This is a genomic window from Variovorax sp. SG517 (assembly GCF_013376045.1).
In the GTDB taxonomy this organism is placed as follows: Bacteria; Pseudomonadota; Gammaproteobacteria; order Burkholderiales; family Burkholderiaceae_C; genus Variovorax.
This window is the reverse complement of the sequence record NZ_JABMJG010000001.1, coordinates 783,520-806,751: the sequence shown is the minus strand read 5'-3', so window position 1 is coordinate 806,751 and position 23,232 is coordinate 783,520. Positions and strand designations below refer to the sequence as shown.

The following is a 23,232-nucleotide window of genomic DNA, read 5'->3' as shown; positions in this document are numbered from 1 at the left end:
AATGAACGGTCCGATCATCTTCAGGTTGCCCATCCCAAGAGCGGATGGACTTTCAGGTTGCTGCATTGGCGAACCTGCCAGCCTTTGGGGGCCTTGAGCAGTTCCGCTTCATGCGGCGATTGCGGCAGCCTTGCGAATACCGAACTTCCGGAGCCGGTCATCCGGGCCTTCAATCCCTGGGTGCCGAGCCATTCGATGGCGTCGGTGACCGCGGGACAAAGTCGCTGGGCAACCGGCTGCAGGTCGTTGTGGCCGAAGTTGAAAACCTGGTTTCCCAAGTTTGTCGCTTCCGACGATTCGCTGTCTGCAGCAAAGCCTGAGATTATAGCAACAGGCGTAGCGCGTTGAAGGCCTGAGTCCGAAAAAATTAATCGGGTATCGAGTCCCTCGGGTGGTTTGACCACCACGAAGCGCGCGGATGGGAGTGTAACCGGTGTGATTTCCTCCCCGACGCCTTCCACCCACGCATTGCGCCCGCCAAGGAAGAAAGGAACGTCGGCACCCAGCTTCAGGCCGATGTGGGCCAGGCGAGACAGCGGCAGGTTCAGCCCCCAAAGGCGGTTCAGCGCGAGCAGGCAGGTGGCGGCGTCCGACGAGCCCCCGCCCATGCCCGCCTGCGCCGGTACATGCTTGGCAACGCCGATGTGCGCGCCCTGGCCGGGCGCAGCGAACGGCTGCAGGGCACGCGCGGCGCGCAGGATCAGGTCGTCCGCGGGCAGCTCCGTCGTCAGGTCCTCGCGGCTGAGCTGGCCGTCGCGCCGCAGTTCGACGTGCAGCGTGTCGCACCAGTCGATCAGCATGAACACCGACTGCAACAGGTGATAGCCGTCGTCGCGCCGGCCGGTGATGTGGAGAAAGAGATTGAGCTTGGCCGGCGCGGGAAGGTCGTAGATCGCCTTCATGACCGCTCGAACACGATGCGCAGGTCGGCCCGCGGGCTCGGCGATTCGCGCACGGCGTTCAGCCGCCCGGCGCCCAATTGCGCGAGGTCGGCTTTCCAGCCGGGCACGGGCTCGTTGCGGCCGGCCAGCCAGCCGAAGAGGGCGCCGACCGGAATGGCCGCGCCCGTGGCGGCTTCGATCAGCTCGTCGACGGAATCGAAGCGCCGGGTCCTGTTGCCGTCCTTCAACAGCGCCTCGCCAGGGGCCCAATGCAACTGGGCCAGGGTGCTGCCGATGGGCGTCGTGAGCGTGAGGTCGCCGGCCTCGGCCGAGCCGCGCAGTTCGAACAGCGCGGCAAAAGTCTGCACGGGCTCGCTCTCGATGCGCAGCGACATGCGGCCGCTCCAGCTCTCCGTGGTCTTCGGCGCGCCGGGGCCGCCGGACAGCTGCGCGCAGCCGCTGGCCAGCAGGGCCGCTGCGCCACCTGCCGCCAGAAATGCGCGACGACCGTGGCGGCCGGCCTGCATCGGCGCGAGTGCTCCTGCCTGCGCCATCTCAGGGCTTCACTCGCAGGCGCTTGAGCGTTTCCTGCAGGGTCTCGTTCTCGGCGTCGCTCAGCAGGGCTTCCTTCCAGATCGTGACCGCGCGGTCCTTCTGGCCGGAAGTCCACAGGACTTCGCCGAAGTGCGCGCCGATCTCGGGATCGGGCCGCGTCTTGTAGGCGGCCTCGAGGATGCGGATGGCCTCTGCCGTGTTGCCGAGCCTGAACTCGACCCAGCCCAGGCTGTCGGCGATGAACGGGTCTTCCGGTGCCAGCTGCACGGCCTTCTGGATCAGCGTGCGAGCCTCTTCCAGCCTGATCTTGCGATCGGCCAGCGAGTAGCCCAGGGCGTTGTACGCGTTCTGGTTCTGGGGCTTGAGCTCGATGAGGCGGCGCAGCAGGCGCTCCATGTCGTCGAGGCGGTTGAGCTTCTCGGCGACCATGGCCTGGTCGTAGACGAGGTCGCCGTCGTCCGGCGATGCCGCAGAAGCCTGGGCGAGCATGTCGTAGGCCGCCTGGAACTGCTTCGCGTCGCGCAGCAGCTGCACTTCGGCGAGGAACTTCTGCTTCTTGTCGTCGGCCGTGCGCTCGGGCAGGCCGCGGATGATCTCGCGGGCCTGCGGCAGCTTGCCCTGGCGCGCCAGCAGCGTGGCGCGGCGGGTCTGCGCGGCCACCAGTTCGTCGGGGCCGTCGACGCGCGAGAGCCAGCGCTCGGCCGCCGCATAGTCCTTGCGCCGCTCGGCCAGCTGCGACAGCGCGAAGTACGCCTGCGACACGCCGCGCTTGCGGTCGGCCGCATCGTCGGCATCCTTGCTGCCGCCACTCTTCGGATTGCCCGACAGCTCGATGAAGCGCTTGATCGAAGTCTCGGCCGCGGCATCCTGCCGGGCCTGCATCTGCAGGCTGCCCAGCAGCAGCCATGGTTCCGCGAGTTCGGGGCGCGAGGTGGTCAGCGCCTGGAGCTGCGCGGAGGCGTCGCTGTAGCGCCGGTTCTCGACCAGCACGCGTGCATAGGCGACACGCAGGTCGGGCGACCCCTTCGGGTTGTTGTTCAGGAAGCGGGTGACGATCGGTTCGGCCAGCGGCTGGCCGGGGTCGATCATCTCGAGCGCCAGCGCCGGGGGCGCGTCGGAGGCCGGGTCGATCTCCTGGCCCTTGCGCGCGGCTTCCAGCGCGCCGGAGGCATCGCCCGCGTTGAGACGCAGCCGGCCGACGGTGGCCCAGGCCAGTCCGCCGGTGGTGGGGCTCTTCAGCTCGTCGACCAGCGCCTGCTCGACCACCGAGGCGGCCAGCTTCTTGTCGGATGCGCGCGAGTAATTGCGCGCGATCACGGCCATCAGCAGCGGGCGCTCGATCTGCGAGGTGGCCGCCACTTCGGCGCGCAGCGGCTCGACGGTTTCGCTGATGCGGTTGAGCGCGATCAGGATCTGCAGTTCGATGCGGCGTGCGTCGCGCGAATTCGGCAGGCTCTCCTGCCATGCCCGTGCCGCGGCGAGCGCCGCATCGCCGGAGCGCGACTGCAGCGCGATCTCGACCGCGCGCTGGAACAGCTTGCCGTCGCGCAGCCGCCGCGCGGCGTCGAGCACGAGCGCATAGCCGGAGCCGGGGTCGCCGGAACGGGCCGTCATTTCGCCCATCAGGATCTCGTAGAACAGGTCTGCCGTCAGTGCGGACTGCAGCGGCGCCGGCTCGGCGGCTTCCTTCGCCGCGGCCGGACGGGGCCTGGCTGCGGGCCTCGACTGCGCCGGCCGTTCGATGGCGGGAATGGGGCTGACGGGGGCTGCCGGATCGGAAGATTGCGCGTTGGCGGCGCAGGCCAGCAAGGCGAGAGACGCGGCCGCCGCAAGGCGGTGTCGGCGGGGCGAAAGATTCATCTGACCATAATAATCCAGCCTTTTGAACGAGCATCGCGTGGGGCTTCGCCGCCGCAGGCGTTTGCCGAAGATTTACCTTTCATGCCTGAGCTACCCGAAGTCGAAGTCACCCGCCGTGGGTTCGCCGACCGCATCGCAGGCGGACGCATCGAAGCAGTGCGCATCGGCAAGCCTCTGCGATGGGCGCTGATGGTGCTGCCCGAGGCGCTGGTCGGCCGGCAGGTGCGCGAGGTGCGCCGGCGCGGCAAGTACCTGCTGATCGATCTCGATCGCGGCATCCTGCTGCTGCACCTGGGCATGTCGGGCAGCCTGCGCTTCGATGCCGCGCTGCCGCCGCCCGGCCCGCACGATCACTTCGATCTTGTTACCAACCTCGGCACGCTCAGGCTCAACGACCCGCGCCGTTTCGGCGCAGTTGTTTACGTGGAAGACGAGTCCGCCCCGTGGGCGATCAAGCTGCTGGGCGGCCTTGGCATGGAGCCGCTGGACGACGGGTTCGACCTCGATGCCTTCCATGCCGGCCTCAAGAAGCGCAAGACGGCGGTCAAGCAGGTGCTGCTGGCGGGCGACGTGGTGGTGGGCGTGGGCAACATCTACGCGTCGGAGGCGCTGTTCCAGGCGGGCATCCGGCCGACGCTTTCGGCGGCGCGCATCAGCCGGCCGCGGGCGGCGAAGCTGCATGCGGCGGTGCGCGAGATCCTGGCGCGGGCGGTGGAGAAGGGCGGCAGCACGCTGCGCGATTTCTCCAACATCGACGGGCAGAACGGCTATTTCCAGCTTGAAGCGACCGTCTACGGCCGGGCGGGCGAGCCCTGTCGGGTTTGCGCAACGCCGATCCGGCTGTTGCGCCAGGGGCAGCGCTCCACCTATTACTGCCCCAATTGCCAGAAGTAGGCGCGGGCTCGCGCGATGGAAACAGAAAAATAGAAACAATCTAGAAACGACGGTGCCCCGCCCGCCGATGTATATTTGTAAATTGTTTCTTACATATTCCCCTTGAGCCGCTCCTTCAATCAACAACTCGATCAGCACGGTGCGTGGCGGAGCAATTTCGCCCACCGGCTGCAGTGGCTGTCCCGCTGGCTGACCGAGAACGAGCTGCTCGACCAGGCGGTGGCCGAGCGCCTGCGCGGGCTCGAGACGCAGATCCGCACCAGCAAGGTCATGGTCGCCTTCGTGGCCGAGTTCTCGCGCGGCAAGTCGGAGCTGATCAACGCCATCTTCTTCGCCGGCTACGGGCGGCGGATCATGCCCGCGAGCGCCGGCCGCACCACGATGTGCCCGACCGAGCTGGGCTACGACGCCGCGCATGCGCCCAAGCTGCGCCTGCTGCCCATCGAGACCCGGCTGGAGCCCCATTCGCTGGCTCACTGGCGCGACAAGCCCACCCGCTGGACCGAGATCGCCATCGACGTCGGCAATGCCGAGCAGCTGGCGCAGGCCATGGGCAAGGTGGCCGAGGTGCGCTGGGTCAGCAAGGACGAAGCCCGCACGCTGGGCTTCTGGAACGACGAAACGCCCGACGACAACCCGGTGCAGGACGCCGAAGGCCGCGTGGAAATTCCGCGCTGGCGCCATGCGGTGCTGAACATGCCGCACCCGCTGCTGGAGCAGGGGCTGGTGATCCTCGACACGCCGGGCCTGAACGCGATCGGCGCCGAACCCGAACTCACGGTGAGCCTGATTCCGCAGGCGCACGCGGTGGTCTTCATCCTCGGCGCTGAGACCGGCGTGACGCGCTCCGACCTTTCCATCTGGCGCGAGCATCTGATCACCGAAGACGAGGGCAACGACACGCGCTTCGTGGTGCTCAACAAGATCGACACCATGTGGGACACGCTCAGCACGCCCGCGCAGATCGAACTGCAGATCGAGCGCCAGCGCGACGGCGCGGCCCGCCTGCTCGAAGTGCCGCTGGCGCAGGTGCTGCCCGTGTCCGCGCAGAAGGGCCTGCAGGCCAAGATCCAGCACGACGGCCAGCTGCTGCAGGCCAGCCGCCTGCCGGCGCTCGAATCGCTGCTGGCCGAAGGCGTTCTGGGCAAGCGCGAAACCATGCTGCGGCTTGCGGTCGACGCGGGCATGACCGCGCTGCGCGCCGAGGCCGAGCGCATCCTGAAGGTGCGCCAGCGCGACCTGTCCGAGCAGGCGCTCGAGCTGCAGGGGCTGCGCGGCAAGAACGTCTCGGTGATCCGCCACATGCGCGCGCGCATCGACCAGGAGCATGCCGAGTTCGAGGGCAGCAACACGCGCATCCTGGCGCTGCGCTCGGTGCAGGGCAAGCTGCTGCGCGAGGTGTATGCGGTGCTCGGGCGCACCGCGCTGAAGGCCGACATGGTGAAGCTGTCGGCCGCGCTCAAGCGTCCCGGCGTCAAGTTCAACGTGCGCAAGGTGTACGCCGAGACATTCGACTCGCTGCGCAACAACCTGCGCGAAGTGCAGGCGACCACGGCCGAGATCCAGTCGATGCTGCACGCCACCTTCCGCCAGCTCAATGCCGAGCAGGGCTTCACCCTGCAGGCGCCGGCCGAACCCGACCTCACGGGCTTCGAGCAGGAGCTCGCGCAGATCGAGCGCAGCCACATCCATTACCTGGGCGTGGGCAATCTGCTGAAGCTCGCGCAGGCCGACTTCTGCGACAAGCTGGTCCGCGCGCTCGCCAGCCGGCTGCGGCTGGTCAACGAGGCGGCCATGACCGAGGTCGAGCGCTGGAGCAAGGGCGCGAGCGCGCAGATCGATGCGCAGCTCAAGGAGCGCCGCCGCAACTTCAGCAAGCGCATCGAGGCGATCGAACGCATCCAGAGCGCGGCGGGCAACCTCGACGAACGGCTGGTCGAACTGGCCGCGCAGGAGAGCAACCTCACCGAACTCCATGTGCAACTGCGCGAATTCACTTCGCTGATCGCGCAGCACGGAAAGCCGCAGCCAGCGGCCACCATCGGCGAACTGCGTGCGGCCTGAGGATTCCGCCTCCAAGGCGGCGGCGACTGAAACCCTGTCATTGCCTCCGGATTTCGCAGCGCAGATCGTGAGCTGGCAGCGCAGCCACGGCCGCAGCCAGCTGCCGTGGCAGAACACGCGCGATCCGTACCGCGTTTGGCTGTCGGAGGTGATGCTGCAGCAGACGCAGGTGTCGACGGTGCTCGGCTACTTCGCTCGCTTTCTGGAGCGCTTTCCCGACGTGAAGGCGCTGGCCGCCGGCACCGAGGACGAGGTGTTCGGCCTCTGGAGCGGACTGGGCTACTACAGTCGCGCGCGCAACATGCACCGCTGCGCGCAGGAAGTCGTCGCGCGATTCGGCGGCGAGTTTCCGCGCACGGCTGCGGAGCTGGTCACGCTGCCGGGCATCGGCCGCTCGACCTCGGCGGCCATCGCGGCCTTCTGCTTCGGCGAGCGCGTGGCGATCCTCGACGGCAACGTCAAGCGCGTGCTCACGCGCGTGCTCGGCTTCGCGGGCGACATGTCTTCCACGGCGCAGGAGCGCGCCTTGTGGGACCTGGCAACGCAGCTGCTTCCGCCTGCGAACGACAAGGAAGCCATCGCGTCCTACACGCAGGGCGTGATGGACATGGGCGCCACGGTGTGCCTGCCGCGCAAGCCGAGCTGCATGATCTGCCCGGTGCAGCAGAGCTGCGTCGCCCTGCGCGAAGGCGCGCCCGAGCGCTACCCGGTCAAGACGCGCAAGCTCAAGCGCAGCGCGCAGTCGCTGTGGGTGCTGCTGGCGCGCGATGCCCAGGGCCGTGTGTGGCTGGAGAAGCGGCCGGCGAAGGGCATCTGGGCCGGTCTTTACTGCCTGCCGGTGTTCGACAGCCGCGAGGAGCTTCTTGAAGCCGTGCCCGCGGCCGCGCGGCGCGGCGCCCATGACCTGCCGGCCTTCGTGCACGTGCTGACCCACAAGGACCTACATCTGCATCCGGTGCAGATCGACGGCGGCCAGCCGCAGGGCGATGCCGCGCGATGGTTCGAGGCTGAGGAATGGAGCCGGCTTGGCCTGCCCGCCCCGATGCGCAAGATGCTGGAAGGCGGCGAAAGCTAGCCCGCCAGCGGATCAGATCGCGTCGAGCTCGCGGTGCCGCTTCAGCGCACCCCAACGCGCACCGAACGAGCGCGCCAGCTGCTCGACCAGGAACACCGAGCGGTGCTGCCCGCCGGTGCATCCGATGGCCACGGTCACGTAGCTGCGGTGGTCGCGCGCCAGCGCGTCGAGCCAGTGCGCCAGGAACTGCTCGATGTCGTCGTACATGCGCGCCACGTCGTCGTGCTCGCGCAGCCATTCGATCACCGGCTCGTCGCGGCCCGTGAGCGGACGCAGCGCCGGCACGTAGTGCGGATTGGGCAGCATGCGCACGTCGAACACGTAGTCGGCGTCCAGCGGCACGCCGCGCTTGAAGGCGAAGGATTCGAACACCAGCGTGAGCGGCGTCTGCGGCGCGGAGATCAGCGACTTGATGTAGCTCTGCAGCTGCGCCGGGCGGATCAGGCTGGTGTCGATCACGTCGGCGCCGTCGCGCAGGTCGGCCAGCAGCTCGCGCTCGAGTTCGATTGCCTGGGTCAGCACGCGGTGCTGCTCGGGCACGTCGGTGCGGCCTTCCTGGCGTGAGAGCGGGTGGCGGCGGCGGGTTTCCGAATAGCGGCGCAGCAGGGCGTCGGTGGTCGCGTCGAGGAACAGCGAGCGCAGCGAGATGCCGCCGTCGCGGCGCAGCGCCTCCAGCTGCTGCGGAACGATGGGCAGCGAGACGCCGCTGCGCACGTCCATGGCAATGGCCACGCGCGTGGCCTGCTGCTCGTGCTGCAGCGCGATGAACGAGGTCAGCAGCTCGGGCGGCAGGTTGTCGACGCAGTAGTAGCCCGCGTCTTCCAGCGCATGCAGGGCCACCGACTTGCCGGAACCCGACATGCCCGTGATGAGCACGAGATCGAGGGTCATTGCAAGGCTGCCGAGGTCTTGTGGCCGAGCATCTCGCGCGCATGGGCGAGCGAGGTCTGCGAGACCTTCTCGCCGCCCAGCATGCGGGCGATTTCCCTGGCGCGGCTGTCGTCGTCCAGGCGCGACACGCCGCTTTCTGTGCGGGGGCCGTCGCTGCCGGTCGCCGCCGTCTGGCGCTTGGCCACCACCAGGTGGTGGTCGGCGCACGCTGCAACCTGCGGCAGGTGGGTCACGGCGAGCACCTGGCGATCGCGGCCGAGCTGCTTCATCAGCCGGCCGACGGTTTCCGCCACCGCACCGCCCACGCCGGAATCGACCTCGTCGAAGATCAGCGTCTGCGCCGCGCCGAGCTGGCTGGTGGTGACTGCGATGGCCAGCGCGATGCGCGATAGTTCGCCGCCCGAAGCCACCTTGCCGATGGCCCGCGGCGTGCTGCCGGTGTGGCCTGCGACGAGGAAGGCCACGTCTTCGAGGCCGGCGCGGCTGGGCTGCGCGAGCGACTGCAGTTCGACCTCGAAGCGCCCGCCCTGCATGCCCAGGCCCTGCATCGCGTCGGTGACGGCCTGCGAGAGGCGGGGGGCCGCCTGCTTGCGGATCTTGCCCAGCGCCTTGGCTTCCTTCATGTAGGCCTGCTGCGCGGCCTCTTCGGCACGCTCCAGGCCTTCGAGGTCGCTTTGGGCGTCGAGCGCCTGCAACTCGGCCTGCCAGCCGGCCAGCAGCGCCGGCAGCTCGGCCGGCGGGCGCTTGTAGCGGCGCGCGAGCGACATCCACAGGCCCATGCGCTCGTCGAGTTCGGCCAGGGTCTGAGGGTCGGTGTCGGCATCGCGCAGGTAGCCGTGCAGCGTGTGCGCCGCGTCGGAGGCTTGGGCCACGCAGGAGGCGAGCACCTCGCCCAGCGAACGGAACTCGGGCTCGATGTGCTCGCAGTTCTGCAGCAGCGCGACCGCACGCTGGAGCGCGGAGAGGGCGCCGTTGTCATCGTCTTCCAGCGCCTGGCTGGCGCCCTGGGCCGCGTCGATCAGCGCCTGCGCATTGGAGATGCGCGAGTGGTTGGTGGAGAGCTCTTCCCACTCGTCGGCGCCCGGCGCGAGCTTCGCGACTTCGGATATCTGCCATTGCAGCCGTTCGCGTTCGCGCTGCAGCGAGTCTTGCGCCGAGCGGGCGTGCTCGAGCGCGGAGAGTGCCTGCCGCCAGGCTTGCCATGCGGCGTCCAGCGCATCGGTGCGTGCGCCCGCGTAGGCGTCGAGCAGGCCGCGCACCGCCTCGGGCCGCGTCAGGCTCTGCCAGGCGTGCTGGCCGTGGATGTCGAGCAGGCGGTCGCCGAGCTCGCGCAGCTGGGTCGCGGTGGCGGGGCTGCCGTTGATCCAGCCGCGGCTGCGGCCCTGCAGGTCGACCGTGCGGCGCAGCAGCAGCGCGTCTCCCGGCTCGAAGCCGCCCTCGTCGAGCCAGCCGTCCAGCGCCGGGTCGGCGTCGAATTCGGCGCTCACATCGAGACGCTCGGCCCCTTCGCGCACCGCGCCCGCATCGGCCCGGTTGCCCAGCGCCAGCTGAAGCGCGTCGATCAGGATGGATTTGCCCGCGCCCGTTTCACCGGTCAGCACAGTGAAGCCGCCGGACAGGTCGAGTTCGAGTGATCGCACGATCACGAAGTCGCGCAGTGCGATGCGTCGCAGCGCCATTTCAGGAGCCTCCCTCGTTCCAATGAAGTTTCTTGCGCAGTGTGTCGAAATAGCTCCAGCCGCGTGGATGCAGGAAGCGCACGCGGAAGTCGGAGCGCCGCACCACCACGCGGTCGCCGATGGCGAGCGAGGCGAGCGACTGCATGTCGAAATTGGCGCTGGCGTCGCGTCCGCCGACCAGCTCGATCACGATCTCGTCGGCATCGGGCAACAGCACAGGCCGGTTCGACAGCGTGTGTGGCGCAATCGGCACCAGGACCCAGCCCGGCACCGCGGGGTGCAGCAGCGGCCCGCCGGCAGACAGCGCATAGGCGGTCGAGCCCGTGGGCGTGGCGATGATCAGCCCGTCGGCGCGCTGGTTGGCCACGAAATGGCGGCCCACGGAGACGCGAAGCTCGACCATGCCCGAGGTGGCGCCGCGGTTGACGACCACGTCGTTCATGGCGAAGGCATCGAACACCGAGGCGCCGTCGCGCATGACCCTGGCCTGCATCAGGCTGCGGTGGTCTTCCTCGTACTCGCCGGCCAGCATCGGGATCAGTGTTGACTGGTAGTTGTCGAGCGGGATGTCGGTGATGAAGCCGAGCCGGCCGCGGTTGATGCCGATCAGCGGGATGCCGTAGCTCGCGAGCTGCCGGCCGATGCCGAGCATGGTGCCGTCGCCGCCGACCACGAGGCCGAGGTCGCAGCGCTGGCCGATTTCCTCGACGGTGAGGGCCTGGTAGCGCGGATGGGCGGGGGGGGCTTCATCGGCTTCCTCGCACGTCGAGCGTTCGACGAACACCGTGCAGCCCTGGGATTCGAGGAAGGCGCCGATGTCCTCCATGACGCTGTCGCGCGCATCGGCTTGCGCCCGGGCGCCGGAAGCCTGGTATTTGCCGATCAGGGCTACGTGACGAAAGCGAGAGGTCATATCTCACAAATTACAACACTAAAATCTTGCAATGCTGGACGACCGTGCCAAGTTGCTGCTCAAGACGCTCGTCGAGCGCTACATCGCTGACGGGCAACCCGTGGGATCGCGGACGCTTTCGCGTTCGTCGGGGCTCGATCTGTCGCCGGCAACCATCCGCAACGTCATGTCCGACCTCGAGGCGCTGGGGCTGATCGCCAGCCCGCACACCTCGGCCGGCCGCGTTCCGACGCACCGCGGATATCGGCTTTTCGTCGACACCATGCTGACCGCGCAGCGCGAGCAGATGACCGCCCCGAGCCTTGCGCCCGACCAGCCGCAGAAGGTGATCGCCAATGCGGCGCACCTGCTGTCGAACATGTCGCAGTTCGTCGGCGTGGTGATGGCGCCGCGTCGCGCCTCGGTGTTCAAGCAGATCGAGTTCCTGCGGCTGTCGGAGCGCAGGCTGCTGGTGATCATCGTCTCGCCTGATGGCGACGTGCAGAACAGGGTGATCTTTCCGGAGGCCGACTATTCGCAGTCGCAACTGGTCGAGGCCTCGAACTACATCAACGCGAACTACGCCGGGCTGACCATCGAGCAGGTGCGCGACCGGCTGCAGTCCGAGATCGAGAAGCTGCGCGGCGAGATCGCCACGCTGATGCAGGCGGCGGTGCAGGTCAGCTCGGAAGTGCTGACCGAGGCCAAGGAGGACGACGTCGTTATTTCCGGCGAGCGCAACCTGCTGTCGGTGAGCGACTTCTCCAGCGACATGGGGCAGCTGCGCCGTGCCTTCGAGCTCTTCGAGCAGAAGGCCCAGCTGATGCGGCTGCTCGACGTGTCGAGCAAGGCCGAAGGCGTGCGCATCTTCATCGGCGGCGAAAGCCAGGTGGTGCCGTTCGAGGAGCTCTCGATCGTCAGCGCGAACTACGAGGTCGACGGGGAGGTCGTGGGCACGTTGGGCGTGATCGGGCCGACGCGCATGCCTTACGACCGCATGATCCAGATCGTCGACATCACGTCGCGCCTCGTGACCAACGCACTGAGCCATCGCAAGTAGGCCCGTCGGCGCGCATAGAATCGTTGCGCGTGGGCCGTTAGCTCAGTTGGTTAGAGCAGCGGACTCATAATCCGTTGGTCGCTGGTTCAAGCCCAGCACGGCCTACCACCACTCCCTTGACGATTCGATCCCGCATCTTTCGTCACGCTTTCGGGGAGCAGCCAAAAACAGGCTATAATCGAGGGCTTAGCGGCTGTAGCTCAGCTGGATAGAGTACTTGGCTACGAACCAAGGGGTCGTGGGTTCGATTCCTGCCAGCCGCACCATCTTGAAATGCCCGGGAGATTCGTCTTCCGGGCATTTTCTTTTTCGGGTCTCGATTTCTTCAATTTGCCCGAATAGTTCGAGAGAGGGCTCCAAAGCGGGCTATAATTGCAAGCTGTGCGGCTGTAGCTCAGCTGGATAGAGTACTTGGCTACGAACCAAGGGGTCGTGGGTTCGATTCCTGCCAGCCGCACCACTATAAAGAAAGCCCGCAACGCGAGTTGCGGGCTTTTTTCTTTTCGGAGGATCAGCGTGAACAAGGCATTCACCAAGGAAACGGATTCCGACGGAGACGACGACGGCGCGGATGGCGCCCTGCCACCGATTCCCGCGGGCGGCAAGAACTACATCACCCCCGATGGCTACGCGCGCCTGCGCGACGAGTTGCTGCACCTGATGGATGAGGAGCGCCCGAAGATCGTCGAGACCGTCCATTGGGCCGCCAAGAACGGCGACCGCTCGGAAAACGGCGACTACCTCTACGGCAAGAAGCGCCTGCGCGAGATCGATCGCCGCATCCGCTTCCTCACCAAGCGCCTCGAGATCGCGGAGGTCACCGATCCGTCGGTGCACCATGGCCGCGACCAGGTCTTCTTCGGTGCCACGGTCCTCTATGCCGACGAGGCCGGCGAGGAGCGCAGCGTCACCATCCTGGGCATCGACGAGGCGGAGAGCGCGAAGTCGCAGGTCAGCTGGATCTCGCCGATCGCGCGGGCGTTGCTGAAGGCGCGCGAAGGGGACGTCGTGAAGCTCGTCACCCCGGGCGGGGCGCACGAGGTCGAGATCCTGTCCGTGAGCTATCCGGCGCCGCGCTCGGCCACTGACTGACGGCAGCTCAGGGCGCGGGAACCGTCCTGGAGGCGGTCAGCACCGATGCCGTGCGCCGCGCCGCTCGCAGCACCGCATCCAGATGCGCGCGGTCGCGCACGGCGATCACGAAGCGCAGGTCGGTCGAATCCTGCGGAGTTTCGTCGGCCATCTCCACGTGCGTGATGTCGGCTTCCGCATCGGCCAGCGTGGCTGCGACGCGCGCCAGCACACCCTTGTCATTGCGCACGGTGATGACCACGCCGGTCTCGAAGGCGCGCGTCGGCTCGTCCGCCCATTCGACGGCGAAGAAGCGTTCGCTGTCCTTGTGGCGCAGCCGCTGGCCGACACCGCAGTCTTCGGTGTGCACCACCAAGCCTTCGCCGTGGCCGAGATAGCCGACGATAGGGTCGCCGGGAATCGGCCGGCAGCACAGCGCGAAGCGCACTGAAGAGTTCTCGCTGCCGTCCAAAGTGACCGCGCCCTGCGACACCGTTTCGTGCGAGATGAAGCGCTCGCGGCTCAGCAGCAATGCGTCAGGTCGCTCGCCCAGCTCGGAAAGCATCGACACCAGCCGCTTCGCGACGATGCTCGCGATGCGCTTGCCCAGGCCGATGTCGGTCAGCAGCTCGGAGCGGGTGCGGTTGCCGGTGAAGCGCAGGAGCTTCTCCCACAGGGCTTGATGCTCCTCGTCGTCCTCGGGCAGCTTGCTCAGGCCTTCGGCCCGCAAAGCCTGCGCGAGCAGCTTCTCGCCCAGGCCTTCGGACTCGGCATGCGCCAGCGTCTTCAGGTAGTGGCGGATCTTGGAGCGCGCCCGGCCGGTTCGCACGAAGCCCAGCCAGGCCGGGTTGGGCGTCGACACCGGCGCCGTGATCACCTCGACCACGTCGCCGTTCTTGAGTTCGGTGCGCAGCGGCACCTGGTCGCCGTTGATGCGCGCGGCCGAGGTGTGGTCGCCGATGTTGCTGTGGATGGCGTAGGCGAAGTCGACCACCGTGGCGCCGCGGGGCAGCGCCATGATCTGGCTCTTGGGCGTGAACACGTACACCGCGTCGGGGAACAGGTCGACCTTGACGTGGTCCCAGAACTCGGCGGCGTCGCGCGTCTCGTCCTGGATGTCGAGCAGCGACTGCAGCCACTTGGTGCCCAGCCGGTCGTTGCTGGCGGCGTTGGGCTCGGCGGCCTTGTACAGCCAGTGCGCAGCAACGCCCGATTCGGCCACCACGTGCATCGCCTCGGTCCGCAGCTGGAATTCCACGCTCACGCCGGCCGGCCCCACGAGCGTGGTGTGCAGCGACTGGTAGCCGTTGAGCTTGGCGATCGCGATGTGGTCCTTGAACTTGCCCGGCAGGGGCTTGTACATCTGGTGCAGGATGCCGAGGCCGGTGTAGCAGGCGATCACGTTCGGCACGATCAGCCGGAAACCGTAGATGTCGGTCACCTGGGCGAAGCTCAGGTGCTTTTCCTCCATCTTGCGGTAGATGGAATAGAGCGTCTTCTCGCGTCCGGCGATCCGCAGCGTCATGCCGGCTGCGGAAAAGGCGGCCTCGACCTCCTTCTGCACCTTCTGGATCAGGTCTCGCCGGCGGCCGCGCGCCTTGGCCACGGCCTTCGACAGCGTGGCATAGCGCCACGGTTTCAGATGGCGGAAAGAAAGTTCCTGCAGCTCGCGATAGGTCTGGTTCAGCCCCAGCCGGTGGGCGATGGGCGCGTAGATGTCCAGCGTCTCGCGCGAGATCCGGCCCCATTTCTCGCGGGGCGCGTCGGCCAGCGTGCGCATGTTGTGCGTGCGGTCAGCCAGCTTGACCAAGATGACGCGCACGTCGCGCGCCATGGCCAGCAGCATCTTGCGGAACGACTCGGCCTGGTTTTCTTCGCGGGTGTTGAACTGCAGCTTGTCGAGCTTGGTGAGCCCGTCGACCAGTTCGGCAACCGGTGCTCCGAAGCGCTCGATGAGCTCGGGTTTGGTGACGCCGCAGTCCTCGATCGCGTCGTGCAGCAGGGCGGCCATCAGCGCCTGCGCGTCGAGCTTCCACTCGGCGCATTGCGCCGCCACGGCGATGGGGTGGGTGATGTACGGCTCGCCGCTGTTGCGCAGCTGCCCCAGGTGCGCCTCGTCGGCGAAGCGGTAGGCGCGGCGGACCAGCTCGGTGTCTTCGGGGCTCAGGTAGTCCAGCCGCGCGGTCAGCGCGGCAAAGCTCGCGGCGGCCGCATTCAGCGCCGCCGGGCTCGGCTTCGGCGTGCCTTTGGGGGCATGGGACTGAGATTTGGCGACCGCGCTCATGCCTATCACTTTAGCGTGACCGATGTGTGGACGCCTCCGGCCATAAAAAAAGCACCGCTTTGCGGTGCCTTTTCGTTGCAGGGCAGCGTCAGATCAGCCCGGCACCTTCTTGAGCATTTCGAGGCCGATCTTGCCTTCGGCGATCTCGCGCAGGGCGGTCACGGCGGGCTTGTTCTTGCTCTCGATCTTGGGGGCGTGGCCCTGGCTCAGCATCCGCGCACGGTAGGTAGCGGCCAGGACGAGCTGGAAGCGGTTCGGAATGTTGACGAGACAATCTTCGACGGTGATGCGGGCCATGATGAGGATCTTTCGGTCGGTCTGGGAGCGGATGGGCTCGGAAATCAGGGGATGTTCAGTGCGGCGAAGGTGTCGGCACGCGCTCGGCGCTGCGCGGAATACCGGAGCCGCTGAGCGTGGACAATCGCCTTGAGATCGAAAAGTGCCCGCTCAAATAACTCGTTGATTATAACGAAGTCGAATTGCCCCGCCTGGGCCATCTCTTCGGCCGCATTCTTCAGGCGCAGTTCGATGACCGAGGCACTGTCTTCCCCGCGCCGTTCGAGCCGGGAGCGCAGTTCTTCCCAGCTGGGCGGCAGGATGAAGATCATGACCGCGTTGGCAAAGGTCTTGCGGATCTGCAGCGCGCCCTGGAAGTCGATCTCGAGGATGACGTCGGCCCCCTGGGCGATGCGATCCTCGACCGCCTTCTTGGAGGTGCCGTAGCGGTGGCCGTGCACGTGGGCCCATTCCACGAAGCCGTCGGCCGCGATCATCGCGTCGAACTCCGTCGGCGAAGCGAAGAAGTACTCGCGGCCGTGCTTTTCCTGTCCGCGCGGCGACCGGGTCGTGTGGGAAACCGAGGGCTGGACAGCCGAATCGAGCTCCATCAGCGCCTTGACCAGGCTCGACTTGCCCGCGCCGCTGGGTGCCGCCACCACGAAGATATTGCCGGGGTAATCCATTCTTTCGCTCGTCTTCGTCGTCGTCATTCGATGTTCTGGACCTGCTCGCGCATCTGCTCGATCAGGACCTTCATGTCCACGCCGATGCGCGTGAGTTCCAGCGCCGCGGACTTCGAGCCCAGGGTGTTGGCCTCGCGGTGAAGCTCCTGGATCAGGAAATCGAGGCGCTTGCCGATCTCGCCGCCCTTCTTGAGCAGCCGCTCGATTTCGTCAAGATGCGAGTTCAGCCGGGTGAGTTCCTCGGCCACGTCGATGCGGATCGCGAAGGCCGTGGCCTCGGTCAGCGCGCGGTCCTGGGCGGCTTCGGGCAGCGTGCCGCCCGTGCCGGCGGTCAGGCCCATGGCCTCCTGCCAGCGCTCCAGGAAGCGGGTGCGCTGCTGCTCGACCAGTTGCGGCACCAGCGGGCCGGCCTGCTGCACCAGGGTGCGCAGCTGGGCGAGGTGGTCTTCGAGCATCTTGGCCAGCCGTGCGCCTTCGCGCTGGCGGGCCGACACCAGGCCTTCGAGCGCCTTGCCCGTCACTTCGAGCAGGTCGGGGCCCCAGTCGCCCCGGGTAGCGCTGTCGCCCCCGGCCAGGCGAAGCACGTCGGCCACGCTGAGCTCGCGTGCGCTGGGCAGCCATGCCTTGATGCTGTCCTGCACGCCGTTGAGCCGCTGCAGCAGCTTGACGGAGGGCTCGACCACGCCTCCCTGGGCCGCGCTTTCGATGGCGGCGCGAACTTCGACCTTGCCGCGCTTGAGCTTGCCCGTGAGCAGCTCGCGCAGCGCGGTTTCATGCTGGCGGAGCTCTTCCGGCAGCTTGAAGGTCAGATCGAGGAAGCGGCTGTTGACCGAGCGGATTTCAACCCCGAGCCGGCCCGTGGCGGAAGGCCGTGCCTCGGCTTCGGAGTGGCTGCCTGCGGACCCGTTCTGGCCGCTGGCGTAGCCGGTCATGCTGTAAACTGGCATTGCGCCTCACTGTGGTTTTGCTTGCATGCACCGAGGCGTCGGCACGGCGTTCGCTTGCCGCACCATCGCCTTCGGGCGAAACTCCCGGATTATGTCAAAGGTCAAGCCTACGCCCCTGCCGCCCGATACGGTCATTGGTGGTTACCGCGTTGTACGCCGGCTTTCCGCGGGTGGATTCGGTGTCGTCTATCTCGCCATCGATTCCAGCGGACAGCAGGTTGCCATCAAGGAATATCTGCCGTCGTCGCTCGCCACCCGGGGGCCGGGCGAGCTTGCGCCGCAGGTGCCGCCGGAGAAGCTGTCGCTCTACCGGCTGGGCCTCAAGAGCTTCTTCGAGGAAGGGCGCTCGCTGGCACAGATCTCGCACGCATCGGTGGTGAGCGTGCTCAACTTCTTCCGCGAGAACGAGACCGTCTACATGGTCATGAACTACCTGGAGGGCGCGACCCTGCAGGACTTCGTGGTCACCGCGCGCGACCTGAAGAAGCAGAAGGTGTTCCGCGAGTCGACCATCCGCTCGCTCTTCGACGAGATCCTGCGCGGCCTGCGCATCGTCCACCAGTACAAGATGCTGCACCTGGACATCAAGCCGGCCAACATCTTCGTCACCGACGACGACCGCGCCGTGCTGATCGACTTCGGCGCCGCGCGCGAGGTGCTCAGCAAGGAAGGCATCTTCATCCGCCCGATGTACACCCCCGGCTTCGCGGCCCCCGAGATGTACCGGCGCGATTCGTCCATGGGCCCGTGGACCGACATCTACGCCATCGGCGCCTGCATCTACGCCTGCATGCAGGGCTATCCGCCCAACGACGCGCCCCGGCGCATCGAAAAAGACCGCCTCAGCCTGTCGCTGTCGCGCCTTCGCGGCGTGTATTCGGACAACCTGATCGAGGTGGTCGAGTGGTGCATGTCGCTCGACCCGCTGTCGCGCCCGCAATCGGTCTTCGCGCTGCAGAAGGAGCTCAGCCGCGAGGGCGAGCGCCGTTATACGAAGCTCACGGTGGGCGAGAAGGTGCGCCTGTCGATCGACAACATCCGCTCCTTCGACAAGAAGGGTCTGCCCAAGGCTGCAGCGCCCACCACGCGCCCCGCATGACATCATGAAATTCTCCGTCTTCCAGGTCAGCCGCAAGGGCGGGCGTCTCAAGAACGAAGACCGCATGGGCTATTGCTACACGCGGGAATCGGGGTTGTTCGTGCTCGCCGACGGCATGGGCGGCCACCCGGAAGGCGAGGTGGCGGCGCAGCTCGCGCTGCAGACCATCGCCGCGCTCTACCAGCGCGAGGCGCGCCCCACGGTGAAGGACGTGAAGTCGTTCCTGGCCGAATCGGCCATGGCCGCGCACCAGCAGATCATGCGCTACGCGAGCCACAAGGCCATGCTCGACACCCCGCGCACCACCGTCGTCGCGGCGGTGCTCCAGGGCAACACCGCCACATGGATGCACTGCGGCGACTCGCGCCTGTACGTCGTGCGCGACGGCCGCCTGCTGGTGCGCACGCGCGACCATTCGCATGCCGAGCGCCCGAAGCCGCACGGCTCCGACATGCCCGTCAACCGCAACCTGCTGCTGACCTGCCTCGGCTCGCCGACCACGCCGCTCTTCGACGTCTCGGCGCCGCTGCAGCTGCAGCGCGGCGACCGCATCATGCTGTGCTCCGACGGCGTCTGGGGCGTGCTCGACGACGAACTCATCGTGCACACGCTTTCCTCCGGCAAGCCCGTGTCCGACGCTGCGCCCGACCTCGCCGAGATGGCCCTGCGCAAGGGCGGAAGCCACAGCGACAACGTCACGCTCATCGCGCTCGAATGGGAAATGCCCGACAGCGCGGACGACCGCAGCGGCGTTTCCACCGAGACCATCGAGGACGGCGTGTTCGCCTCGACCATCCAGGCCGGCATGCCCGCGGACAACGAGATCGACGATCTCGACGAAGACGCCATCGAGCGCTCCATCGCCGAGATCAACGAGGCCATCCGCCGATCGGCAGCGCGCAAGAGCTAGCTGAACGGGCCGCGCAATAGCGGCCGACTTTTTTCTTTTTTGGATTCGACAATGACTGCTTTCACACGAAGCGGCGGCCGCGCCGCCGACCAGCTGCGCCCGGTGCGCATCACCCGCGGTTTCACCATCCATGCCGAGGGCTCGGTGCTCATCGAGTTCGGCCAGACCCGCGTGCTGTGCACCGCCTCCGTCGAGGAGAAAGTGCCGCCGCACAAGAAGGGCAGCGGCGAAGGCTGGGTGACGGCCGAATACGGCATGCTGCCGCGCGCAACGCACACCCGCAGCAGCCGCGAGGCCGCCAAGGGCAAGCAGACCGGGCGCACGCAGGAAATCCAGCGCCTCATCGGCCGTTCGATGCGCGCCGTGTTCGACCTTGCCGCGCTCGGCGAACGCACCATCCACCTCGACTGCGACGTGCTGCAGGCCGACGGCGGCACGCGCACGGCGGCCATCACCGGCGCCTTCGTCGCCGCGCAGGACGCCGTCAACAAGCTGCTGGCCTCCGGCGCCATCGCCACCTCGCCCATCAAGGGTCACGTGGCCGCCATCTCGGTGGGCATCGTCGGCGGCACGCCGCTGCTCGACCTCGAATACACCGAAGACTCCGCCTGCGACACCGACATGAACGTCGTCATGACCGGCGCTGGCCACTTCGTCGAAGTGCAGGGCACGGCCGAAGGCGTGGCCTTCACGCGCGAGGAAATGAACAGCCTGCTCGGCCTGGCCGAGAAGGGCATCGGCGAGCTCGTGGTGTTGCAGAAGCAGGCACTGCTCGCGGGCTGATCCATGAAGCTGGTCCTGGCCTCCAACAACGCGGGCAAGCTCGCCGAGCTGCAGCAACTCTTTGCCGAGCTGGCCGTCACCCTCGTTGCGCAATCGGCGCTGGGCGTTGGCGAGGCCGAGGAGCCCTTCCGTACCTTCGTCGAGAACGCTCTCACCAAGGCCCGCCATGCCAGCGCCGCCACCGGCCTGCCGGCCATGGCCGACGACGCGGGCCTGTGCGTGGACGCCTTCGGCGGCCTGCCGGGCGTCGACACCGCCTACTACGCCACGCAGTTCGGCTACGCCAAGGGCGATGCCAACAACGTGAAGGCGCTGCTCGAGCAGCTGGATGGCGTCGCGAATCGCCGTGCGGCGCTGGTGAGCACGCTGGTCGCGCTGCGCAGCCACGACGACCCCGAGCCGCTCATCGCGGTGGGCCGCGTGGTCGGCGAGATCGCGCCCGCGCCCATCGGTGACAACGGCTTCGGCTTCGACCCTGTCATGTACCTGCCGGCCTTCGGCAAGACCTTCGCGCAACTGCCGCCCGAAGTGAAGAACGCGAACAGCCACCGCGGCCGCGCGGCGCAAGCCATGCTCGCGCTGATGCGCGAGCGCTGGCTGCAGTCCTGATGGCCACCACCTTCCCGATCAAGCCGGCGCAGCCCGCCGGCGCTGCGCACGCCAACGACGTGCTGCACTGGATGCGGCCCGGCCCGTTGCAGCTCAGCGCGCTGCCGCCGCTGTCGCTGTACATCCATCTGCCGTGGTGCCTGCGCAAGTGCCCGTATTGCGACTTCAACTCGCACGAATGGCGCGCCGCCAGCGAGGCGGACATCGACGGCATTCCCGAAGCGGCGTACATCGACGCGCTGGTGGCAGACCTCGACGCCGCGCTGCCGCTCATCTGGGGCCGCACCGTCCACACCATCTTCATCGGCGGCGGCACGCCCAGCCTGTTCTCCCCTCAGGCCATCGACCGCCTGCTGAGCGACATGCGCGCACGCCTGAAGCTCGCGCCCGACTGCGAGATCACGCTCGAGGCCAACCCCGGCACCTTCGAGCGCAACCGCTTCCGAGCCTACCGTTCCGCCGGCGTCACGCGCCTGTCGGTAGGCGTGCAGAGCTTCGACGACGAACACCTGAAGGCCCTGGGCCGCGTGCACGACCGCGCGCAGGCCATCGCAGCCCTCGAAGAGGCCGCCGCCACCTTCGACACCTTCAACCTCGACCTGATGTACGCGCTGCCGGGCCAGACCCTGGAAGGCCTCGACGCCGACCTGTCGCAGGCGCTGGCGCTCGCGCCGCCGCACCTCTCGGTGTACCACCTGACCATCGAGCCCAACACCTGGTTCGCCAAGTTCCCGCCCACGCTGCCCGAGGACGACATCGCCTACGCCATGCTCGACCGCATCACCGAGCGCACCGGCGCGAAGGGCATGTCGCGCTATGAGGTGTCCGCCTATGCGCGCGAAGGGCACCAGTGCGCGCACAACCTCAACTACTGGCAGTTCGGCGACTACCTCGGCATCGGCGCGGGCGCGCACAGCAAGCTGAGCTTCGCGCACCGCATCGTGCGCCAGGTGCGCTTTCGCGAGCCGCGCCTGTACATGGCCAACGCCCGCGCGGGCGCCGCGGTGTCGCAGAGCGACGAAGTGGCGCTGGCAGACCTGCCGTTCGAGTTCATGCTCAACGCGCTGCGGCTGAAGCAGGGCTTCACGCTGCCGCAGTTCAGCGAGCGCACCGGCCTGGCGATGACCTCCATCCAGCGCGGCCTCGAGGAAGCGGAGCGCAAGGGACTCGTCGCGCGCGACCTGTTCCGCGTGTGGCCGACCGAGCGCGGACTGGACTTCCTGAGCGACCTGCAGGCGATGTTCCTTCCCGACGAGGAATAGGGCCGCGCGGTCGGCTTAAAATCGCAGGCTTCGGAGAGTTGGGTGAGTGGTTTAAACCAGCAGTCTTGAAAACTGCCGACGTGAAAGCGTCCGTGAGTTCGAATCTCACACTCTCCGCCGGAACCAATCTCTGGCAGTTTTTGAAAGTCCCGCGCAGTCCCTGCGACGGGACTTTTTCATTGGAGGTTTGGTCCTTTTAAGTCTCGAAGAGTCTGGCGCGAGTCTTCCCCAGCCCGGCTCCCAACATGGCATTAGTCATGGTATTTTCCTGCGGATACCATGACACTTACCGTTAAAGCTGTTGATGCGGCCAAGCCGCGAGAGAAGGCGTACAAGTTGGCGGATGCCAATGGCCTCTACCTCTACGTTTCGCCCAAGGGTGCAAAGAGTTGGCGTGCCAACTACACGGCTGCCGGAAAGCAGAAGACGCGGACGTACGGCCTCTACCCTGGAGTGAGCCTGGCCGAGGCGCGAAAAGCCCACCTGGCAGTGCGTGAAGATGCTCCGGCGCCAAAGGTCGCGCCGACGTTCGAGGCGGTCATGCGCGATTGGCTGAGGGCGAAGCTGCCGACTCTTTCCAACGGCAAGCATCAGATTCAGGTCGCGAACACCTTGGAGCGTTATGCGCTGCCTTTTCTCGGCAAGCTGCCTATCGACGCGATTCCGAGATCAGAGCTGGTGAAGGTGGTACGCGCTGCCCAGGCGGGCGGAAAGATCGAAACGGGGCATCGCGTCGCGAGCCGGATTTCAGCGGTTTTCGACTACGCACAGGACACCGGGCTGATAGAGCAGCACGGCGCGGCGGGCCTCACGCGCGTGCTCGTCGCGCGCAAGACAAAGAAGCCGATGGCAAGCATTCCGCCGGAAGAGGCCGGAGCGCTGATGCGTGCCATTGATGGCTACGACGACTCGGTAACCCGGCTTGGGCTGCTACTGCTCGCGCACACCTTCGTCCGCGTCGGTGAGTTGCGAGGGATGCTGTGGGGAGAGCTGAAGGAAGGCGGGGCGGTGTGGGTCGTTCCCGAGACGCGCATGAAGATGCGCATGCCGCATGTCGTGCCTCTCTCGCGACAGGCGCAATCGATCCTTGCAAAACTGCGCGAAATGAGCGGCGATGGTGCGCTCGTGCTGGATTCGCCCATTCATCCGGGGCACCCGCTTTCGGAGAACACCTTTCTCTTTGCGCTGTATCGCCTTGGCTACCGTGGGCGAATGACGGCTCACGGGTTCCGCGCCTTGGCTTCGACAGTGCTCAATGAGCGGTCGGGCTTCCCGCATGACGTGATCGAGCGACAGCTCGCGCACAAGGAAACAGACGCCGTTCGGGCGGCGTACAACCGTGCGGAATATCTCACGCAGCGCCGTGATCTTATGCAGTGGTGGTCTGATTGGCTTGAGAGGGCATCACAGTCGAAGCCGCTGGCGCTGGAAGGTTGACTCACGTTTCAGCTGGT

21 protein-coding genes and 4 tRNA genes are annotated in these 23,232 nt (G+C 67.1%); 15 read left to right on the top strand and 10 right to left on the bottom strand.

Annotated features, from left to right (window positions below; all coding sequences use genetic code 11):
- Positions 1-20: 20 nt before the first annotated feature.
- From ispE to FHT32_RS03690, 3 genes are read right to left on the bottom strand one after another with little or no spacing between them, the layout of a single operon-like run.
- A complete protein-coding gene (gene ispE / locus FHT32_RS03700; protein ID WP_176663267.1) occupies positions 21-902 on the bottom strand; it encodes a 4-(cytidine 5'-diphospho)-2-C-methyl-D-erythritol kinase in 882 nt (293 codons plus the stop codon).
- Positions 899-1,435, bottom strand: coding sequence for a lipoprotein insertase outer membrane protein LolB (locus tag FHT32_RS03695; RefSeq protein ID WP_176663266.1), 537 nt, complete (start codon positions 1,433-1,435; stop codon positions 899-901). The genes ispE and FHT32_RS03695 overlap by 4 nt, the downstream gene beginning before the upstream one ends.
- 1 nt (position 1,436) lies before the next feature.
- Positions 1,437-3,296, bottom strand: coding sequence for a tetratricopeptide repeat protein (locus FHT32_RS03690; RefSeq protein ID WP_176663265.1), 1,860 nt, complete (start codon positions 3,294-3,296; stop codon positions 1,437-1,439).
- 81 nt (positions 3,297-3,377) lie between these two features.
- Here FHT32_RS03690 and mutM point away from each other — a divergent pair, with 81 nt between their 5' ends.
- From mutM to mutY, 3 genes are all read left to right on the top strand, one after another.
- Positions 3,378-4,190, top strand: a complete 813-nt coding sequence (gene mutM / locus FHT32_RS03685; protein WP_176663264.1) for a bifunctional DNA-formamidopyrimidine glycosylase/DNA-(apurinic or apyrimidinic site) lyase — start codon at positions 3,378-3,380, stop codon at positions 4,188-4,190.
- Positions 4,191-4,292: 102 nt separating this feature from the next.
- Positions 4,293-6,254, top strand: a complete 1,962-nt coding sequence (locus tag FHT32_RS03680; protein WP_176663263.1) for a dynamin family protein — start codon at positions 4,293-4,295, stop codon at positions 6,252-6,254.
- Between the two features lie 40 nt (positions 6,255-6,294).
- Positions 6,295-7,329, top strand: coding sequence for an A/G-specific adenine glycosylase (gene mutY, locus FHT32_RS03675; protein WP_176663262.1), 1,035 nt, complete (start codon positions 6,295-6,297; stop codon positions 7,327-7,329).
- 12 nt (positions 7,330-7,341) lie between these two features.
- Here the strand turns inward: mutY and rapZ are convergent, their stop codons facing one another.
- From rapZ to FHT32_RS03660, 3 genes are read right to left on the bottom strand one after another with little or no spacing between them, the layout of a single operon-like run.
- A complete protein-coding gene (gene rapZ, locus FHT32_RS03670) occupies positions 7,342-8,220 on the bottom strand; it encodes an RNase adapter RapZ (RefSeq protein ID WP_176663261.1) in 879 nt (292 codons plus the stop codon).
- Positions 8,217-9,899 (bottom strand): DNA repair protein RecN, encoded by a 1,683-nt coding sequence (recN, locus tag FHT32_RS03665; RefSeq protein WP_176663260.1) that lies wholly within the window; start codon positions 9,897-9,899, stop codon positions 8,217-8,219. Before recN ends, rapZ begins: the two co-directional genes overlap by 4 nt.
- A 1-nt stretch (position 9,900) precedes the next feature.
- Entirely contained in the window at positions 9,901-10,812 is a 912-nt protein-coding gene (locus FHT32_RS03660) for an NAD kinase (protein WP_176663259.1), read from the bottom strand.
- 31 nt (positions 10,813-10,843) lie between these two features.
- Here FHT32_RS03660 and hrcA point away from each other — a divergent pair, with 31 nt between their 5' ends.
- The 5 genes from hrcA to greB all read left to right on the top strand — a co-directional run bounded on the left by hrcA (position 10,844) and on the right by greB (position 12,943).
- Positions 10,844-11,851, top strand: a complete 1,008-nt coding sequence (gene hrcA / locus FHT32_RS03655; protein ID WP_176663258.1) for a heat-inducible transcriptional repressor HrcA — start codon at positions 10,844-10,846, stop codon at positions 11,849-11,851.
- 31 nt (positions 11,852-11,882) lie between these two features.
- Positions 11,883-11,959: transfer RNA gene (locus FHT32_RS03650), tRNA-Ile, on the top strand.
- An 81-nt stretch (positions 11,960-12,040) separates the two neighbouring features.
- A tRNA-Arg gene (locus FHT32_RS03645) sits at positions 12,041-12,117 on the top strand.
- Between the two features lie 117 nt (positions 12,118-12,234).
- Positions 12,235-12,311 (top strand) — tRNA-Arg (locus tag FHT32_RS03640).
- A 56-nt stretch (positions 12,312-12,367) separates the two neighbouring features.
- Positions 12,368-12,943 (top strand): transcription elongation factor GreB, encoded by a 576-nt coding sequence (gene greB, locus FHT32_RS03635; protein ID WP_176663257.1) that lies wholly within the window; start codon positions 12,368-12,370, stop codon positions 12,941-12,943.
- Between the two features lie 7 nt (positions 12,944-12,950).
- Here greB and FHT32_RS03630 read toward each other — a convergent pair whose 3' ends face one another.
- The 4 genes from FHT32_RS03630 to FHT32_RS03615 all read right to left on the bottom strand — a co-directional run bounded on the left by FHT32_RS03630 (position 12,951) and on the right by FHT32_RS03615 (position 17,115).
- Positions 12,951-15,206 (bottom strand): bifunctional (p)ppGpp synthetase/guanosine-3',5'-bis(diphosphate) 3'-pyrophosphohydrolase, encoded by a 2,256-nt coding sequence (locus FHT32_RS03630; protein ID WP_176663256.1) that lies wholly within the window; start codon positions 15,204-15,206, stop codon positions 12,951-12,953.
- A 93-nt stretch (positions 15,207-15,299) separates the two neighbouring features.
- Positions 15,300-15,503 (bottom strand): DNA-directed RNA polymerase subunit omega, encoded by a 204-nt coding sequence (gene rpoZ / locus FHT32_RS03625; protein ID WP_007835875.1) that lies wholly within the window; start codon positions 15,501-15,503, stop codon positions 15,300-15,302.
- A 44-nt stretch (positions 15,504-15,547) separates the two neighbouring features.
- Complete coding sequence (gene gmk, locus FHT32_RS03620; RefSeq protein WP_093209718.1) at positions 15,548-16,168, bottom strand: guanylate kinase; 621 nt, start codon at positions 16,166-16,168, stop codon at positions 15,548-15,550.
- A 23-nt stretch (positions 16,169-16,191) separates the two neighbouring features.
- Complete coding sequence (locus FHT32_RS03615) at positions 16,192-17,115, bottom strand: YicC/YloC family endoribonuclease (protein WP_176663255.1); 924 nt, start codon at positions 17,113-17,115, stop codon at positions 16,192-16,194.
- A 91-nt stretch (positions 17,116-17,206) separates the two neighbouring features.
- Here FHT32_RS03615 and FHT32_RS03610 point away from each other — a divergent pair, with 91 nt between their 5' ends.
- The 7 genes from FHT32_RS03610 to FHT32_RS03580 all read left to right on the top strand — a co-directional run bounded on the left by FHT32_RS03610 (position 17,207) and on the right by FHT32_RS03580 (position 23,215).
- Entirely contained in the window at positions 17,207-18,214 is a 1,008-nt protein-coding gene (locus FHT32_RS03610; protein WP_019656438.1) for a serine/threonine-protein kinase, read from the top strand.
- A 4-nt stretch (positions 18,215-18,218) separates the two neighbouring features.
- A complete protein-coding gene (locus FHT32_RS03605; RefSeq protein ID WP_176663254.1) occupies positions 18,219-19,124 on the top strand; it encodes a PP2C family serine/threonine-protein phosphatase in 906 nt (301 codons plus the stop codon).
- Positions 19,125-19,175: 51 nt separating this feature from the next.
- On the top strand, positions 19,176-19,907 hold the full coding sequence (gene rph, locus FHT32_RS03600) for a ribonuclease PH (RefSeq protein ID WP_176663253.1): 732 nt from the start codon (positions 19,176-19,178) through the stop codon (positions 19,905-19,907).
- 3 nt (positions 19,908-19,910) lie between these two features.
- Entirely contained in the window at positions 19,911-20,516 is a 606-nt protein-coding gene (locus FHT32_RS03595) for a non-canonical purine NTP pyrophosphatase (RefSeq protein ID WP_176663252.1), read from the top strand.
- On the top strand, positions 20,516-21,778 hold the full coding sequence (gene hemW, locus FHT32_RS03590; protein WP_176663251.1) for a radical SAM family heme chaperone HemW: 1,263 nt from the start codon (positions 20,516-20,518) through the stop codon (positions 21,776-21,778). Before FHT32_RS03595 ends, hemW begins: the two co-directional genes overlap by 1 nt.
- Positions 21,779-21,810: 32 nt before the next feature.
- Positions 21,811-21,895: transfer RNA gene (locus tag FHT32_RS03585), tRNA-Ser, on the top strand.
- Positions 21,896-22,057: 162 nt separating this feature from the next.
- Positions 22,058-23,215: an integrase arm-type DNA-binding domain-containing protein gene (locus tag FHT32_RS03580; protein ID WP_176663250.1), complete on the top strand. Its 1,158-nt coding sequence runs from the start codon at positions 22,058-22,060 to the stop codon at positions 23,213-23,215.
- Positions 23,216-23,232 lie beyond the last annotated feature (17 nt).

What these genes read in the sequence shown, in the direction of transcription:
- rapZ (WP_176663261.1), bottom strand. Translation starts at nt 8,220, where the DNA reads ATGACCCTCGATCTCGTGCTCATCACGGGCATGTCGGGTTCCGGCAAG.
- FHT32_RS03660 (WP_176663259.1), bottom strand. Translation starts at nt 10,812, where the DNA reads ATGACCTCTCGCTTTCGTCACGTAGCCCTGATCGGCAAATACCAGGCT.
- rph (WP_176663253.1), top strand. Translation starts at nt 19,176, where the DNA reads ATGACTGCTTTCACACGAAGCGGCGGCCGCGCCGCCGACCAGCTGCGC.
- FHT32_RS03605 (WP_176663254.1), top strand. Translation starts at nt 18,219, where the DNA reads ATGAAATTCTCCGTCTTCCAGGTCAGCCGCAAGGGCGGGCGTCTCAAG.
- gmk (WP_093209718.1), bottom strand. Translation starts at nt 16,168, where the DNA reads ATGGATTACCCCGGCAATATCTTCGTGGTGGCGGCACCCAGCGGCGCG.
- mutM (WP_176663264.1), top strand. Translation starts at nt 3,378, where the DNA reads ATGCCTGAGCTACCCGAAGTCGAAGTCACCCGCCGTGGGTTCGCCGAC.
- FHT32_RS03610 (WP_019656438.1), top strand. Translation starts at nt 17,207, where the DNA reads ATGTCAAAGGTCAAGCCTACGCCCCTGCCGCCCGATACGGTCATTGGT.
- FHT32_RS03595 (WP_176663252.1), top strand. Translation starts at nt 19,911, where the DNA reads ATGAAGCTGGTCCTGGCCTCCAACAACGCGGGCAAGCTCGCCGAGCTG.
- recN (WP_176663260.1), bottom strand. Translation starts at nt 9,899, where the DNA reads ATGGCGCTGCGACGCATCGCACTGCGCGACTTCGTGATCGTGCGATCA.
- FHT32_RS03695 (WP_176663266.1), bottom strand. Translation starts at nt 1,435, where the DNA reads ATGGCGCAGGCAGGAGCACTCGCGCCGATGCAGGCCGGCCGCCACGGT.
- FHT32_RS03615 (WP_176663255.1), bottom strand. Translation starts at nt 17,115, where the DNA reads ATGCCAGTTTACAGCATGACCGGCTACGCCAGCGGCCAGAACGGGTCC.
- FHT32_RS03690 (WP_176663265.1), bottom strand. Translation starts at nt 3,296, where the DNA reads ATGAATCTTTCGCCCCGCCGACACCGCCTTGCGGCGGCCGCGTCTCTC.
- FHT32_RS03580 (WP_176663250.1), top strand. Translation starts at nt 22,058, where the DNA reads ATGACACTTACCGTTAAAGCTGTTGATGCGGCCAAGCCGCGAGAGAAG.
- ispE (WP_176663267.1), bottom strand. Translation starts at nt 902, where the DNA reads ATGAAGGCGATCTACGACCTTCCCGCGCCGGCCAAGCTCAATCTCTTT.
- rpoZ (WP_007835875.1), bottom strand. Translation starts at nt 15,503, where the DNA reads ATGGCCCGCATCACCGTCGAAGATTGTCTCGTCAACATTCCGAACCGC.
- FHT32_RS03630 (WP_176663256.1), bottom strand. Translation starts at nt 15,206, where the DNA reads ATGAGCGCGGTCGCCAAATCTCAGTCCCATGCCCCCAAAGGCACGCCG.
- hemW (WP_176663251.1), top strand. Translation starts at nt 20,516, where the DNA reads ATGGCCACCACCTTCCCGATCAAGCCGGCGCAGCCCGCCGGCGCTGCG.
- hrcA (WP_176663258.1), top strand. Translation starts at nt 10,844, where the DNA reads ATGCTGGACGACCGTGCCAAGTTGCTGCTCAAGACGCTCGTCGAGCGC.